Annotated in this window: 12 protein-coding genes; 11 read left to right on the forward strand and 1 reads right to left on the reverse strand. The window is 55.0% G+C overall.

What is annotated here, in order from left to right; translation table 11 throughout:
* Window positions 1-49 precede the first annotated feature (49 nt).
* From atpD to E4T21_RS20650, 11 genes are all read left to right on the forward strand, one after another.
* Window positions 50-1426 carry a F0F1 ATP synthase subunit beta gene (gene atpD, locus E4T21_RS20600; protein WP_149286813.1) on the forward strand — a complete coding sequence of 459 codons (1377 nt, stop codon included), beginning with the start codon at window positions 50-52 and terminating at the stop codon, window positions 1424-1426.
* 66 nt (window positions 1427-1492) lie between these two features.
* On the forward strand, window positions 1493-1921 hold the full coding sequence (locus E4T21_RS20605) for a F0F1 ATP synthase subunit epsilon (protein ID WP_149286814.1): 429 nt from the start codon (window positions 1493-1495) through the stop codon (window positions 1919-1921).
* A gap of 211 nt (window positions 1922-2132) precedes the next feature.
* Window positions 2133-3503, forward strand: a complete 1371-nt coding sequence (gene mgtE / locus E4T21_RS20610) for a magnesium transporter (RefSeq protein WP_420827715.1) — start codon at window positions 2133-2135, stop codon at window positions 3501-3503.
* A 121-nt stretch (window positions 3504-3624) separates the two neighbouring features.
* Window positions 3625-4422: an undecaprenyl-diphosphate phosphatase gene (locus E4T21_RS20615; protein WP_149286816.1), complete on the forward strand. Its 798-nt coding sequence runs from the start codon at window positions 3625-3627 to the stop codon at window positions 4420-4422.
* A gap of 26 nt (window positions 4423-4448) precedes the next feature.
* The gene (locus tag E4T21_RS20620; protein ID WP_149286817.1) at window positions 4449-5534 is read left to right on the forward strand and encodes an FAD:protein FMN transferase; all 1086 of its coding nucleotides are present in this window, start codon (window positions 4449-4451) and stop codon (window positions 5532-5534) included.
* 59 nt (window positions 5535-5593) lie between these two features.
* Window positions 5594-6961 (forward strand): bifunctional UDP-N-acetylglucosamine diphosphorylase/glucosamine-1-phosphate N-acetyltransferase GlmU, encoded by a 1368-nt coding sequence (glmU, locus tag E4T21_RS20625; RefSeq protein ID WP_149286818.1) that lies wholly within the window; start codon window positions 5594-5596, stop codon window positions 6959-6961.
* Window positions 6962-7091: 130 nt separating this feature from the next.
* On the forward strand, window positions 7092-8930 hold the full coding sequence (gene glmS, locus E4T21_RS20630; protein ID WP_149286819.1) for a glutamine--fructose-6-phosphate transaminase (isomerizing): 1839 nt from the start codon (window positions 7092-7094) through the stop codon (window positions 8928-8930).
* Between the two features lie 452 nt (window positions 8931-9382).
* Entirely contained in the window at window positions 9383-9931 is a 549-nt protein-coding gene (locus E4T21_RS20635) for a fimbrial protein (RefSeq protein ID WP_149286820.1), read from the forward strand.
* A 72-nt stretch (window positions 9932-10003) separates the two neighbouring features.
* Window positions 10004-10738 carry a fimbria/pilus periplasmic chaperone gene (locus tag E4T21_RS20640; protein ID WP_205423424.1) on the forward strand — a complete coding sequence of 245 codons (735 nt, stop codon included), beginning with the start codon at window positions 10004-10006 and terminating at the stop codon, window positions 10736-10738.
* A 318-nt stretch (window positions 10739-11056) separates the two neighbouring features.
* Window positions 11057-13495 (forward strand): fimbria/pilus outer membrane usher protein, encoded by a 2439-nt coding sequence (locus tag E4T21_RS20645; protein WP_205423425.1) that lies wholly within the window; start codon window positions 11057-11059, stop codon window positions 13493-13495.
* A gap of 74 nt (window positions 13496-13569) precedes the next feature.
* Window positions 13570-14625: a fimbrial protein gene (locus E4T21_RS20650; RefSeq protein ID WP_149286822.1), complete on the forward strand. Its 1056-nt coding sequence runs from the start codon at window positions 13570-13572 to the stop codon at window positions 14623-14625.
* 155 nt (window positions 14626-14780) lie between these two features.
* On the opposite strand, the gene E4T21_RS20655 is transcribed toward E4T21_RS20650, so the two are convergent.
* Window positions 14781-16217, reverse strand: coding sequence for an MATE family efflux transporter (locus E4T21_RS20655; protein WP_149286823.1), 1437 nt, complete (start codon window positions 16215-16217; stop codon window positions 14781-14783).
* Window positions 16218-16251 lie beyond the last annotated feature (34 nt).

Genomic DNA, 16251 nt, shown 5'->3' on the forward strand with positions numbered 1-16251 from the left:
CGGAACCAGGCACACAGGCTTCAATGACAGGTTATTGAGAGGAACCAAGATGAGCGGACGTATCGTACAAATCATCGGCGCGGTGATTGACGTAGAGTTTCCGCGGGACGACGTGCCCAAGGTCTACGACGCGCTGAATGTCTCTGGCAAGGAGACCGTCCTCGAGGTCCAGCAGCAGCTGGGCGACGGCGTGGTTCGTACCATTGCCATGGGCTCCACCGAAGGTCTGCAACGTGGACTGGAAGTGACTGACTCCGGCGCTCCGATTTCTGTGCCGGTAGGCCAGGAGACTCTGGGTCGGATCATGAACGTTCTCGGTGAGCCGATTGATGAGGCTGGCGAGATCGGTGAGCAGGAACGCATGCCGATCCACCGCAAGGCTCCGGGCTACGCGGACCAGGCAGCTACCAACGAACTGCTCGAGACCGGCATCAAGGTCATCGACCTGGTATGTCCTTTCGCCAAGGGCGGTAAGGTCGGCCTGTTCGGTGGTGCTGGTGTGGGCAAAACCGTCAACATGATGGAGCTCATCCGTAACATCGCCACCGAGCACAGCGGGTACTCCGTATTTGCTGGTGTCGGTGAGCGTACTCGTGAGGGTAACGACTTCTATCACGAGATGCAGGAGTCGAACGTTCTCGACAAGGTGGCACTGGTCTACGGCCAGATGAACGAGCCGCCCGGCAACCGTCTGCGCGTGGCCCTGACCGGCCTGACCATCGCCGAGAAGTTCCGTGACGAAGGTCGTGACGTTCTGCTGTTCGTCGACAACATCTATCGTTACACCCTGGCGGGTACCGAGGTATCTGCACTGCTCGGTCGTATGCCGTCTGCGGTGGGTTACCAGCCGACCCTGGCCGAGGAGATGGGCGTTCTGCAGGAGCGTATCACCTCGACCAAGACTGGCTCGATCACTTCCGTGCAGGCCGTATACGTGCCCGCGGATGACCTGACCGACCCGTCTCCGGCGACGACCTTCTCGCACCTTGATGCGACGGTGGTACTGGCGCGCTCCATCGCTGAGCTGGGTATCTATCCGGCCATCGATCCGCTCGACTCCACTTCTCGTCAGCTTGATCCGCTGGTGGTAGGGGAAGAGCACTACGGGGTCGCGCGTGGTGTTCAGGGCGTGCTGCAGCGTTACAAGGAGCTCAAGGACATCATCGCTATCCTGGGTATGGATGAGCTGTCTGATGAAGACAAGCAGATCGTAGCCCGGGCGCGTAAGATCCAGCGCTTCCTGTCCCAGCCGTTCTTCGTTGCCGAGGTCTTCACCGGTTCTCCGGGCAAGTATGTGTCGCTGAAGGAAACCATTCGTGGCTTCCAGGGCATCCTCAATGGCGACTATGACGAGCTGCCTGAGCAGGCCTTCTACATGGTCGGTAGCATCGACGAAGCTGTCGAGAAAGCCAACCAGATGAAGTAATCCCTTAGGAAATGCCGGATGTGACCGAGTCACATCGGTATTTCCTTCTTTCTGGGAGACGTCTCAATGACGAAGACCATTCAATGCGAGATCGTCAGTGCTGAAAGCTCTGTCTACTCCGGTAGCGTTGAGCAGGTGGTGGCGGCTGGCATCATGGGGGATCTCGGCATCCTGGCTGGCCATACGCCACTGCTTACCGAGTTGGCTCCTGGTCCTGTCCGGGTGCTTACCGAGCAAGGTGAAGAACATTTCTATGTCTCCGGCGGCTTCATTGAAGTACAGCCCGACAAAGTAATTGTGCTCGCCGATGCTGCGGTACGTGCAGCAGATCTGGATGAAGCCGCTGCCGAGGAAGCCCGTCAGCAGGCCCTCAAGGATATGCACGAAAAATCGGCGGAGCTGGATTATTCCCGTGCCACTGCCGAGCTTGCCGAAGCCATGGCTCAGTTGCGTACCATCAATCAACTGCGTCGCAAGGCTCGTAGCAAGAGCTGATCTTGTATTGCCAAGCGCTGATCCTCTATGAGGACAAACGCCCCCGAATAGCGTATTCGGGGGCGTTTTTTTATCTGGCTTTTCATGGGTAACTTCGTTGCCTGTTGCGAGCATGGCATCATTGCTTACCATTGATGCGCCCAATCCTGGGCAAGTCTTCTCTGACAGCCCTTCCATGCCGTAGGAACCGCGGCAGAATCAGGAGATGTCGATGAACCTTTCACCGACACTGGAAACCCACAAGCACGTGTTGATTCGGGCGCTGGCCGTGAAGGACCAGGCATTGCTGGATGAACGCTTGCCTGAAATACGTTCAGCGGACCTGGCGGAAATCCTCGATCAACTGATTGAAGATGATGATCTGGCCACTGCCCTGGCATTATTTGCGTGCTTGCCGATTGAGCGGAAGGCCAGCGTGTTTGGCCATATCCCCAGTGATGGTCAGGAAAGGCTCAGTGCTTCCATTGGGGATGGCGACCTGGTTCGTATCCTGGATCGCATGGGCTCGGATGAGCGTGCCGATGTCTTCAAGCTGTTCGATGATGATCGCAAGGAAGCCCTGTTGCGGCGTATGGCGCACCGTGAACGCGAGGCATTGAAGCGCCTGGCCAGCTATGAGGAAGGGACGGCTGGGGCCTTGATGACCTCGGATTATGTTGCGATTCCCTCTGGACTCACCGTGGCTCAGGCGATCATGAGGGTTCGCCAGACGGCACCGGATGCAGAAACTGTCTACCAGATCTATGTCATCGACAACCAAGGTTGTCTGATTGGCACCATGTCCTTGCGACAGCTGATGGTGGCACGTCCTCAAGCGTTGATTGACGATCTGATGATCCATGATGTCATCAAGATTGGCGTGGAAGCCGAACAGGAGGAAGTCGCCAGGGTCGTAGCCCGTTATGACCTCCTGGCCTTGCCGGTGATTGATGCTGAACAACGACTGATTGGCATCGTGACACACGACGATGCCATGGACGTCGTGGAGACCGAGGCAACGGAAGATATCCACAAGGGGATGTCGATAGGTCAGTTGAAAGATGGAGTTTCCCGGGTACCGTTATGGAGTCTGTACCGCAAGAGAGTGACCTGGCTGGTGCTGCTGGTGTTTGGCAACCTGTTTTCGGGGGCAGGAATTGCCTATTTCGAAGACACCATTGCAGCCCAGGTGAGTCTGGTGTTCTTTCTGCCTTTGCTGATCGGCAGTGGTGGGAATGCAGGTGCTCAGGCGGCTACTTTGATGGTCCGCGGTATGGCCACAGGTGATGTCGGAGTAAAGGACTGGGGCAAGTTGCTTGGGCGTGAGCTCCTGGTTGCTGGTTCGCTTGGCCTGACCATGGCGCTGGCAGTAGCACCCATTGGTGTCATGCGTGGCGGCGATGCTATTGCGATTGTGGTTGCCATCAGCATGGTCAGTATCGTGTTGTTTGGCAGTCTGTTGGGGATGTGCTTGCCTTTTGTCCTCAATCGGCTGGGATGGGATCCGGCCACTGCATCGGCACCCTTGGTAACGACGTTGATCGATGCTTCTGGGGTCATCATCTATTTCTCCATCGCGACTGCCGTTCTTGCCGGGATTTAAGCTTCCTCTAACTGTCGACAGCGGACAATCTTTTCTGTGGCATGTATCCTTTTGCACGCCACCGGGGCGCTTTGTTTAGTTCAACGGACGCTTATTTTCTGCTTCTACTACGGGTTACACCATGGATTGGCTTCAGATTGTTGTTCTCTCATTGATTCAAGGAGTGACTGAGTTCCTTCCAGTTTCCAGTTCGGCACACTTGATTCTGGTTCCCGTATTCAGTGATTGGCCTGATCAAGGGCTGGCTTTCGATGTCGCCTTGCACGTCGGCAGTCTTGCAGCAGTGATCATCTATTTCCGTGAAGAGCTGCTGCGCATGATCGGCAGCTGGTTCAAGAGTGCAACCGGCAAAGGTACCGATGAGGATGCGCGGCTGGCCTGGTGGGTGATTCTGGCCACCATTCCTGTAGGAATGGTAGGACTGGCATGCAAGGATCTGATCGAACAATATGCCCGCTCTCCTGTATTACTGGCTCTTGGCCTGATTGTGTTCGGTATTGTGCTTGGCGTGGTTGATTGGCGCTTTCGTGGTTCGCGCAGCGAGTATCAGATGAACTGGCGTGATGCCTTGCTGATTGGGCTGTCCCAGGCCTTGGCGCTGATTCCTGGCACGTCTCGTTCAGGCATCACCATGACCATGGCGTTGATGCTGGGATTAAACCGTGAAGCTTCAGCGCGCTTTTCCTTTCTACTGTCGATTCCGGTCATTGTTCTTGCCGGTGGACTGGAAACCCTGGACCTGGTGGAGTCCGGCATTGATGTGAACTGGGGTGACCTGGCGCTGGGCACCGTACTGTCTGGCGTCAGCGCCTTTCTCTGTATCCATTTCTTCCTGTCATTCATCAAGCGCATTGGCATGCAGCCTTTCGTGATCTATCGCATCCTGCTCGGCATCGCCCTGCTATGGCTGTTCGCTTGATGGAATCCTTCTTGAGGAGACGTTTCATGCCTGTGGCATATCATCGCAATCTATTGTTTCCCCTATATCTATTACTGTTGCTGCTGGTTGTGTCGCTTGCCGGCTGCAGTGATGAGGAAACCCACAAGAATGTGACGCTGGAAGGTGACATATTCGGTACTTTCTATCAGGTCACCATCGCGGATCCTGTCGATACCGGACAGGTTGAAGAAATCGAGCAGGGCATGCTCGATGTGCTGCATGGCATCGATATGTCCATGTCCACCTGGAAAGAAGACTCGGAGCTGTCGACCTTCAATCGTTCCCCTATAGGAGAGTGGCAGCCGCTTTCCCCTGAGCTGATGGAAGTTCTGGACATCAGCCGTTCGGTTTACCAGGCAAGTGGCGGTGCCTTCGATGTCACCGTCGGCGATCTGGTCAACCTGTGGAGCTTTGGCCCGGAAGCGCGGCCCAAGGAAATCCCCGATGAGGCAACGTTGGAGCAGCGTCTCTCCGAGGTCGGCATGGATGCCGTGGAACTGGATATGGATAAACTTGAGGCACGCCGCTTGCGTGATGTCTATGTAGACCTGTCCGGCGTCGCCAAGGGCTATGCCACTGATAAAGTGGCGGAATACCTGGAGAGTCAGGGCATCAGCAACTACATGGTCAATCTGGGGGGAGAGATCAAGGCCAAGGGGCATCGTAACGGAGAGACCGGGCTTTGGCGCATAGGTATCGAAGTTCCGCAAGATAGTACTCCCAAGGCCCAGCATATCGTCGGCCTGAGTGATGTGACCGTTGCCACCTCGGGTGACTATCGCCATTACTTCGAGCAGGATGGCAAGCGTTATTCCCACACTATCGATCCACGCACTGGGCGCCCGATCACGCATCGCCTGGCATCTGTAACGGTTTTTCACTCGTCGAATGGGTGGGCGGATGCATGGGCGACCGCCATCAATGTACTGGGGGAAAAGGAAGGCATGACCCTGGCCATTGAGGAAGACCTGGCTGTGATGTTGCTGGTACGTAATGGTGATGGCTGGGAGAGTTGGGTGAGTCCGGCCTTCGTCGAACGTTTTGGTGAAGAAATGGTCGATGCTTTGGGGCTGAAAGTCGTCACCGAGTAGGTGTTTACCTGAATGGCCTACAATAGAGCCCATGAATTTTTGAACGACAAGGAATTACGATGAGCCTGGATGTGGTGATACTCGCTGCCGGACAAGGCACTCGCATGCGCTCGCGTCTGCCCAAGGTGCTGCACGAGCTGGCCGGTAAACCTATGGTACGCCACGTCATCGATACTGCCAGTGGTCTTGATGCAGACCGCATCCATGTGGTCATCGGCCATGGTGGCGAGATGGTTCGCGAGGCCCTGGCCGACTGCAACAGGCCATTGCATTTTGCTGTTCAAGCCGAGCAGATGGGGACTGGCCATGCCGTTGCCCAGGCACTCGATGGTTTGGGGCAGGGAAAGGTGCTGGTGTTGTATGGCGATGTTCCGTTGATCCGTCGGGCTACCCTGGAGGCGCTGTTGGCCCAGGTCGACGAAAAGCACATGGGACTGTTGACCGTGACGCTGGATGACCCAGGTGGCTACGGGCGTATTGTGCGGGATGAAGGGGGCCAGGCGGTCGCGATCGTCGAGCAGAAGGATGCCAGCCCTGAACAATTGCTGATCAAGGAATGCAATACCGGCATCATGGCCATGACAGCCAGCCAGCTGAAACGCTGGTTACCGCAGTTGTCTGCCGATAATGCCCAGGGCGAGTACTATCTGACCGATATCATTGCCATGGCTGCTGCCGAAGGTATCACCATTTCGACGTCTCAACCGGCTCGGGCCATGGAAGTCGAGGGAGTCAACAACCGTCAGCAGATGGCCTGTCTGGAGCGTGCCCACCAGCGGGATATGGCCGAATACCTGATGACTCAGGGGGTGGCGCTGGCGGATCCGGAGAGGATAGATGTACGTGGCAGTCTGACCTGCGGACATGATGTCCATATCGATGTGGGTTGTGTGTTCGAAGGTGATGTTGAATTGGGAGAAGGTGTGCGCATTGGCCCCTATTGCATAGTGCGCAGCAGCCGTATTGGTGCCGAAAGTGTCATCGATGCCCATAGTGTGGTCGACGGTGCTGTGCTTGCCGGGTTCAATCATGTTGGTCCCTTCGCTCGTCTGCGTCCTGGCTCCCGGCTGGCGGTGCGTGCCAGGGTTGGAAACTTCGTCGAGACCAAGAATGCCGAGGTGGGTGAAGGCACCAAGATCAATCACTTGAGCTATATCGGTGATGCGCGTCTGGGCCGCGATGTGAATATCGGTGCAGGTACCATCACCTGTAACTACGACGGTGCCAACAAGCACCGCACAGAAATCGGAGATGAGGCTTTCATCGGCTCCAACAGTGCTCTTGTTGCCCCTGTCAGTGTGGGCAAGGGAGCAACGGTAGGTGCTGGCTCCACTATCAGTCGTGATGTTGCCGATCATAGCCTGGCGGTTAGCCGTTCACGCCAGATTGGCAAGGACAATTGGCCGCGTCCGACCAAGGACGATTAGGCTCGCTACGAGCTACGAGCTACGAGCTACGAGCTACGAGCTACGAGCTACGAGCTACGAGCTACGAGCTAAGAGCTAAGAGCTAAGAGCTAAGAGCTAAGAGCTCAATGCATTTTTCAGGAGCTAGTATATGTGTGGCATTGTCGCCGCTGTAGCCCAGCGTAATGTTCAGAATATTCTTCTCGAGGGCCTGAGGCGTCTCGAGTATCGCGGCTATGACTCTGCTGGCATGGCAGTCCGTGATGGCAAGGGGCAGCTCAAGCGACAGCGTGCCGTGGGCAAGGTAGCCGCACTGGCCGAGCGGCTGCAAGGCGAAGCGCTGGTGGGTACCAGTGGCATCGCTCATACCCGTTGGGCCACACATGGACGTCCTAGCGAGCCCAATGCACACCCTCACCAATCTCGTAATCGCCTGGCGGTGGTACATAACGGCATCATCGAGAACTACGAGGCGTTGCGTCAGGAACTGTTAGCTGAGGGGTATGATTTCGAGTCCGAAACGGATACGGAAGTCATTGCTCATCTTCTGGAGCGTGAGTCTCGCAAGGCTGGCGATCTGTTGACTGCCTTCAAACAGGTGGTGGCGGGGCTGGATGGCGCCTATGCACTTGCGGTAATGGCGGTAGATGAACCCAATGTAGTGGTCGGCGCACGCAAGGGGAGTCCTCTGGTCGTGGGTGTCGGCATTGATGAAGCTTTCCTGGCATCGGACCCACTGGCGCTTTTGCAAGTTACCGATCGTTTCATCTATCTGCTGGAAGGCGATGTGGTGCGCCTTTCCGAGGGTGGCCGAATTGAAATCTTCGACTCGAGTGGCGCTGTTGCCGAGCGTCCCGTGCAGAAGTTCGAGCATGGCGACGGTGCTTCCAGCAAGGGCCAGTACCGCCACTACATGCTCAAGGAAATCCACGAGCAGCCTGCGGTGATTGCCGCTGCCCTGGAAGGGCGCTTGGCAGAGCATGCGGTACTGGTGGAAAGCTTCGGACCGTCGGCGGAAGGGCTGTTCCAGCGGGTGCGCAACATTCATATCGTGGCCTGTGGCACCAGCTATCATGCTGGTATGGTGGCCCGTTACTGGCTCGAGCGTTATACCGGTGTGCCAGTTCAGGTTGAAGTGGCTTCGGAATACCGTTATCGCCAGGTGGTGGTTCCTGAAGACACCTTGTTCGTCACGCTTTCACAGTCCGGTGAAACGGCTGACACCCTGGCAGCATTGCGCTTTGCCATGGAACAAGGTAACTACCTTGGTAGCCTGGGTATCTGTAACGTTCCCGGCAGTTCTCTGGTGCGTGAAGCAGATCTGACCTTGATGACCCAGGCCGGCCCGGAGATTGGGGTGGCTTCGACCAAGGCCTTTACCACTCAGTTGACGGCGCTGATGCTGTTTACCCTGGCATTGGGCCGGGTCAAGGGGATGCCAGAGTCTGAGCAGTCCGAGTTGGTCGAGGCATTGCGACTCCTGCCTGGACAGTGTGCTGAAGTACTGAAGCTGGATGATGCCATTGAGGCGCTATCTACGGCTTTTGCCGAGAAGCAGCATGCCTTGTTCCTGGGGCGTGGCGCGCACTTCCCGATTGCCCAGGAAGGCGCTCTCAAGCTCAAGGAAATCTCCTATATCCATGCCGAGGCCTATCCGGCTGGAGAGCTAAAGCATGGTCCTCTGGCGCTGGTGGATTCCGAGATGCCGGTTATCTCGGTTGCGCCTAACGACGAGCTGCTGGATAAGCTCAAGTCCAACCTCCAGGAAGTGCGTGCACGAGGTGGCGAGCTGTTCGTGTTTGCTGATGAGAATGTGGGGCTGGTGCCGGCAGAAGGCATTCAAGTATTACATTTGCCGCATATTCATGAAGCCTTGGCGCCAATTCTTTATACCTTGCCGTTACAGCTTCTGTCCTACCATGTTGCCGTGCTCAAGGGCACCGATGTGGATCAGCCTCGTAACCTCGCCAAGTCAGTCACTGTAGAGTAGTCTCAGTTCATCTTGGCTGGATGTACAGCGCCCGCAATTGCGGGCGCTGCTGTTATGGTCTGGCTGGACAGTTCCCTTGATTTTTTCTATCGATATTTGTGACATGGATCATATGTTTGTATTTCTCATTTGATGACTTCAATATTATTTAAGTTTGATTTCTATGATTGCTTTGAGAATTTTTATTGTTAAATAACAATGTATTATATTCTTAGAACCTCTCTGATATATTATTTTACAGGAAAATAATATATCCAGTGGTGGTACAAGACATATAAATAAAGGGTTATTTTTTCAATGTCATGACGTTAAGTGGTAAGTTATGTAGTTTATATAGTATTGATATGTAGGGGGGCAGGTGTCATATAATATTTATTAGCAGCCTAATTCTCCAATGATGCGAGAGAGGATTGGATGCTTTTTATTTTATTCATTGATATATGGATAACATCATGAAGAAAGTATTGACGATGCCTGTCCTTCTGGCCGCAAGTCTTTTTACCGCTTCTAGCGCTTTTGCTGCTGATGGCACTATCACCATCCAAGGCCAGGTTACGGATTCTGCCTGCCAGATTGCCGTCAATGGCGGTGATGCTGATACCAATGTAGTCCTACCTACTGTCTCCACCAGCTCGCTGACGAGCGATGGTGCTGTCGCAGGTGCCACGCCGATCGTCATGTCTCTGACTGGCTGCCCTTCCACCGGACATGTACGTGCCTACTTCGAACCTCAGAATGTGGATGTCTCCACTGGCTACCTGGTCAACAACGCCAAGTCCGGTGCAGATAACGTTCAGGTTCAGATCATCAATGGCTTTGATGGGAAGCCTATCAACCTGGCCACCAACGAAGGTAACAACTCTGTCAATTTCGTGGATGATGGAAGCGGCACTACGGGCTCTGCGACACTGAATTATGCAGCGCAATACATCGCCGTGAACGGTGCAGCATCTTCAGGTGGTGTCGAAACGGCTCTTGTCTACACCCTGGACTACCTGTAAGGCGTCACTCTGTTGCAGAGGGGCCTCCCTCTGCAAATCGCAGTAGGCTGGAGAGTCAAGGTGATGACGGTGATGAAGAAATTGGCAAGTGGTGCACTGCTTGTTGCCCTGCTGGTACCGCTGCTGGCGTCAGCAAGTATTCAGGTGCAGGGAACCCGTTTTATCTACCCTGGTAATGTTCGTGAGATCACGGTGGATCTGCATAATGAAGCAGATCGGGCTGCCTTGGTGCAATCCTGGCTGGACAGTGGTGATCCATCCTCGGAACCAGGGGCCGAGCAATTGCCTTTCGTGGTTCTACCACCGCTTGTCCGTGTGGAACCTCAGGTCGGACAAACTCTGCGTATTGCCTATACCGGCCAGGTTCTGCCTGAGGATCGTGAATCGGTATTCTGGCTCAATGTGCTGGATGTTCCTCCCAAGCCGCAGGCAAATGACGGTGAGGAACAGAACGTCATGCGTCTGGCCTTCCGTACTCGTGTCAAGATGTTCTTCCGCCCTGATGGGCTTCAGGGGTCTCCGGAAGAAGCGGTGAAACATATGAGCTGGAGCCTACAACCCGTTGGTAATGGCTACGCACTGCGTGCAACCAATGATTCGCCCTATCACGTCAGTTTTCGAGACCTGGCACTGACATCTGGTGGGCACACCTACCCAAGTATCGACAGTGGCATGGTCGATCCCTATGCGACAGCAGACTTCCCGCTGAAAGGCCTGACATCTGCGGTAATTTCCGGAGAGGTTGTCGGGCATTGGCTCAATGATTTCGGTGCCAGTGTCGAACAGCACTATTCATTAATGCGATAGATGTCATTGGTGCAATAGATGCCATGTCGGCAGATGGGCCAATACCGATGGCATGCCGTAGAGATGATCAGCCTCTGGGCTGGTAGTGATAGCACCAACCTAACCTGTTGGATCGGCTGACCAATAAGGGCAAGGGTCTCGAGGTTGGTTCCTTGAAAGTAGATGCCCTTGTAGAGCATTCAGGCTTCCTTATTTATGTGTCTTTCAGGTTCCATCCAGTTAATGGAAGGGCGTCTTTCGCTCCTGCGAAGATGGCCCTCGGCATTCAGTTCCAGGGCCCAATGCATGGTAATGGTTCTGTTAGCCAGTAGTTCTAGCATGGCAGCGACGAGTCATGATGTCGTTGCCAGTGAATTCGATAATCAGTTTCTGCGTGGTCTGGGGCAGGATGTCGACCTGTCTCTCTATTCTCAGCCCGGTATGGTGGTCGCCGGTGATTATGAACTGGATGTACTGATCAACGGCAAGGACATGCTGCGTCAGACAGTGCATGTCAAAGATGGCGAATCATCTGGAGAGCAACATTTCTGTTTCTCCAGGGCGGATGTACAGCGATGGGGGGTGATGATTGATCAACTACCCGATCAGCAGAATACCCAACGTGTGCTGGAAAGCGGTTGTATTGAAGCTGATGTGTTGATTCCCGAGGCATCGTTCAGCATGGACGCAGCCAATCTGCGCGCTGATCTGAGCATACCTCAGGCCTACGCCGGTACCGTCAAGCGTGGGTATGTCGATCCTGAGGAGTGGGATGATGGCATCAATGCATTGATCTTCGGGTATCACGCTAATGCCTTCCACAGCAAGCAGGACAGCGGCGATAGCTCCACAGACTACAACGCCAACCTCAATGCCGGCGTCAACCTGGCTGGCTGGCGGTTCAGGCACAATGGCAACTATCACTACAGCGATGATATCGACGGATCGAAGTATGAGGCACAAAACACCTATGTGCAGACGGATGTGGATTCTGTGCGTGGACAACTCACCTTTGGTGAGTATTTTACTCCGGGCAGTGAATTCGAGAGTCTTCCTTTCACGGGGGTGCAGCTAGGCAGCGATGACAGCATGTTGCCTGAAAGCGAGCGTGGTTATGCACCGATGATCCGTGGTTCCGCCAATACCAATGCCAAAGTCACGGTACGTCAGGGCGGTAATGTGGTTTATGAGACAAGTGTCTCTGCTGGTGCCTTTGTGATCGATGATCTTTATGCTACGGGCTATGCCGGAGATCTGGAGGTCACGGTCACCGAGGCGGATGGTAGTGAAAGATCCTTCACTGTCCCCTATGCCTCGGTGGTGCAGATGCTGCGGCCCGGCTCATCCCGTTTCAATGTCGTCGTCGGCCGTTACCGCGATGACGAGATGCACGATGAGCCGAGTTTCGCCCAGGCCACCTGGAGACGCGGCATCAACAATGTCCTGACCGTCTATGGCGGTGGATTGGTTGCCGAGGACTACTACTCTCTGCTGATGGGGTCCGCCGTCGGCACGCCACTGGGAGCGGTGGCTATTGATGCCACTCTGACCCGTGCTGAAGGAATCCCCTACGCATACAGTGAACTGGAAGGACAGAGTTATCGGTTGAGTTACAGCAAGATGCTCAATGCCACTGGCACCAACTTCTCGGTGGCTGCCTACCGGTTTTCCAGTGAGGAATACATTACCTTCGCAGACTTTGCGTACTTGAAGAATGGAGATGCCTCATCAAGCAGCCTGCGTGAGCGCAATCGTTTCCAACTCAGTGTCAGTCAGTCACTGGGAGAACTCGGCAATCTCAATCTCACGGGGCTGACGCATGATTACTGGAACGGTCGACCGGACCAGACAACCTATCAACTGGATTACAGCAAGGGCTTCCATTGGGGCAGCTTGAGCCTGTCGGCGACCCGAGATATCGAGGATGACGACGAGACCAATACCTACATGCTGACTGCCAGCATTCCACTGGGTGATGGCACTAATCACCCAACGCTGAGTGCGACGGCGACCTTCGACGATGATCACAGCAGTACCGTGCGCACCAACCTGTCGGGCACAGCGGGGGATGAGCGTCAGTTGAGCTACAACGCCTATGTATCGCGTGCCGACAACAACATCGATACCAGCACCACCTTCGGTGGTGATCTCAACTACCGTACCGCGGGTACTCAACTGGGTACGACTTACAGTCATAGTGAAAGTTTCGAGCAGTATTCGGCTTCAGCGACCGGCGTCGTGGTCGCTCATCCAGACGGCGTGGTGTTCAGCCCTGACCGGGCGGAGACGATGGCACTGATACATGCCGATGGTGCTGCCGGCGCCTGGTTGAGTAATGGCATGGGCAATCGCCTGGATCGCGACGGCGAGGCACTCGATGCAGGGCTCACTCCGTATCGCCACAACAGCATAGCAATCAGTCCCAGAGGATTACCGGTGGATGTGGAGTTGAAATCCACCTCTCAGACCGTGACGCCGCGTCGTGGTGCTGTGGTGCGCGTCGATTATCAGACTCGCATAGGTCACCCGATGTTGGTGCATGTGGACAACGATGCCGTGCCTTTCGCCGCCGAAGTGGTCGATGGCAATGGTCAGCATGTATCACTGGTGGGGCAGGGGCGGATGATCTTCCTGCGTGGAGAATATCCTGAATTGCAACTGAAGTGGGGCGAGGGTTCCGATCAGTCCTGTCGACTGCAGCTCCTGGCATCCCAACAGAACGATGATGTCAGCACAGCAGGCTATCAACAGGTTGAAGCGTTGTGTACTCCTCTATAGAGGATCTGGCCTGGAAGCCTTTCAGCGTCACTACGTATAGCGCCATCACGGGAAGATCACGAGGACGAAATGAGATGAGCCGGATAATTCATGCGATGAAGAGCGGAGGATGGAGCGCGATCGGATTGCTGCTGGTCCTGATCTGTGCGCAACTGGTCCAGCCGTCGATCACGTTTGCAGACGGCGGCCACTGTACTTCAACACAGTTGCCGGCATCGATGAGTCTACAGGCCAATGCCACCAGCCACACCGCGGTGGGGGAGGAGATACAGGGCTCCCATCAGTCTGCCGCCCTGGGGATCACCTGTAATCCCCATTGGGACGATGAGCGAAACTATTGCACCAACAGCAAGGGATGGGCCTTCATTCCCGATGGTGAGTATCCGGCCAGTACCTCGATACCTAATACCTATCGTTTCTCGACCTTTCCGCCGGGCGTGGGCTATCAAGCACTGGATCTCAACGGCAATCCCATGCCTCTGGTGGGGGAGAGCCATGACCGGCACGATACCCAGGTTCACCCAAGAGATGGATACCAGCAGGTGCCACTGGCCTTTCGTCTGGTCAAACTGGATGATTCCACTCCCCAGTCGAGCGACTTCAAGTTTCAGTTTCGGGTGGCTTGCCAAAACACCGAATATGCCAATATCGATGGCCCGGGCAGCAGGATATACATTAATGCCCATCTGACCACCGTGACCCAGACCTGCGAGCTGGAAAACCCGGATATCCAGGTCACCTTGCCGACCATCAGCAGCGGTCAGTTCAGTTCCGTTGGGGATACCGGGGGCGGCACTCTCTTTGCCTTGAAGTTGAACTGCATGGCGGATGCCAGGGCGAATGTGTTTTTCTCCGATATCAACGATCTGCCCAACGGCAGCTCCATTCTGACCCCGGGGGTGAACACAACGGCTGGCGGAATCTCGTTCCAGATGCGGCATGCAGGAGAGCCAGTCATGCTGGTGCCAGGTGGTGCGGCGAATTCAAGCGGGACTTTTATCAATGTGAATGCCGTTGATGGCAGCGAGCATATCTTGATTCCACTTGAAGCCGAATACATCCAGAGCGGCAATAGCGTGACGGCGGGAAAACTGGAAGCCCAGGCCATGGTCACCATTGCCTATGACTGAAAAGCGTACCGACCAGGCAATATTGCAGGCTGATCGGTGCGGCTTGCGCGAGACATGATCTTCAGGGTGATACAGCATCAGGAATAGAGCATTACCGGGCTAGCATATATATCCTTGAAAGATGTATATGCTGGCTTTTTCTTCGTCGGGAATACTCAAGGACGTTTATTGGGGCTGTCGACTGGAGGAACTGATGTGGCTGCTGTTTTCAAGGAAGCTTCGCCATCTTCGCCATCTATCAGGCGGTGGCGCTTCCAGCGGCCACTACGAAACCACATCCAGGCCACCACGGCAGTGATGATGTTCTGGATCGGATAAGCCCAGTAGATGCCGATTTCCTGCAGAGATGTGCGTTCTGCCAGAATCCAGGCCAAGGGAAATTGCAGCACCCATAGTGAAACCAGGGCAATGGCCATGGCCATCACAGTATCGCCGGCACCGCGAAAGGCTCCCGCGATGACGATCTGGGTCCCCATCAGGCCAAAGGTAAGGGCTGTAATGCGTACGAAGAGAGCACCTTCTTCAATGACCTGATGGGCATCTGGCACGAAAATGGCTACCAGCGGATCGGCAAAAAAGAAGCACAGGATGCCGACAGCGGTCAGCGAGACGAAGGCAATGGCAGCGCTGGCATAGGCGGTTTTCTCGGCACGTTCGGTCTTGCCTGCCCCGATGTTCTGACCGACCAGGGCCGAAGCTGCCTGGGATAGACCAAGAGCGGGAATGATCACGAAGCTGAATATACGAGTGCCAATACCGTAGGCTGCCAGGGTCACGGTACCAAATCCTGCCACCAGGGTGGTCATCAGCATCATACCCAAGGCTCGGGTACTCTGTTCCACTGCAGTAGGACCGCCTAGAGCAAACAAGCGCCACAACAGGTGATGATCAGGTTTTAGCTGGCTCAATTTCAACTGAATGCCCCAGCGCCCCGAGAACAGAATGTACAAACCAGCGACCGTGGATAACCCTTGAGTGATGACGGTGGCTATTGCCGCGCCACTGACTCCCATGGCAGGAACAGGACCCCAGCCTAGAATCAGCAATGGGTCGAGGATGAAGTTCAGAATTACAGTGACAAAGACAATAACCAGAGGCGTTTTAGCATCGCCCACGCCGCGCATCAACGATTGGAAGATGGCGTAGATGAACATGAACGGCAGGCCAATGAAGGAGATTTTCAGGTATAAAGCAGCCAATGGTTGGACATCATCGGCAGCGCCAAGAAAGTCGACTGCGGTTGGGCTGAGTACATAACCGACACTTCCCAGAATGAGTGACAGTACTATCATGCCGAGCATGGCCTGGGCGGATACACGATTAACCGCATCTCTGTTACCACTGCCATGATATTGGGCTGCCAGCACTGTTCCCGCTACGGCCAGGCCGATGCCTACCGAAAGCAGCAGGAAGATCAAGGGAAAGCTCAGTGACACCGCAGCCACTGCCTCGGCACCGAGGCGTCCGACCCAGAAAGCATCAATCAATTGGTAGGCAGTCTGCAGAACATTGGCCAGGACGATAGGCAAGGCCAGGCGAATGAGAGTGGAGAGAGTCGATCCATCTGTCAGACTAGGCCGGGTTGGGGGCATTGCAGGCTCTCCGTAGCACTCGAGCTATAGCATT

Source organism: Halomonas binhaiensis (assembly GCF_008329985.2).
Taxonomy (GTDB): domain Bacteria; phylum Pseudomonadota; class Gammaproteobacteria; order Pseudomonadales; family Halomonadaceae; genus Halomonas; species Halomonas binhaiensis.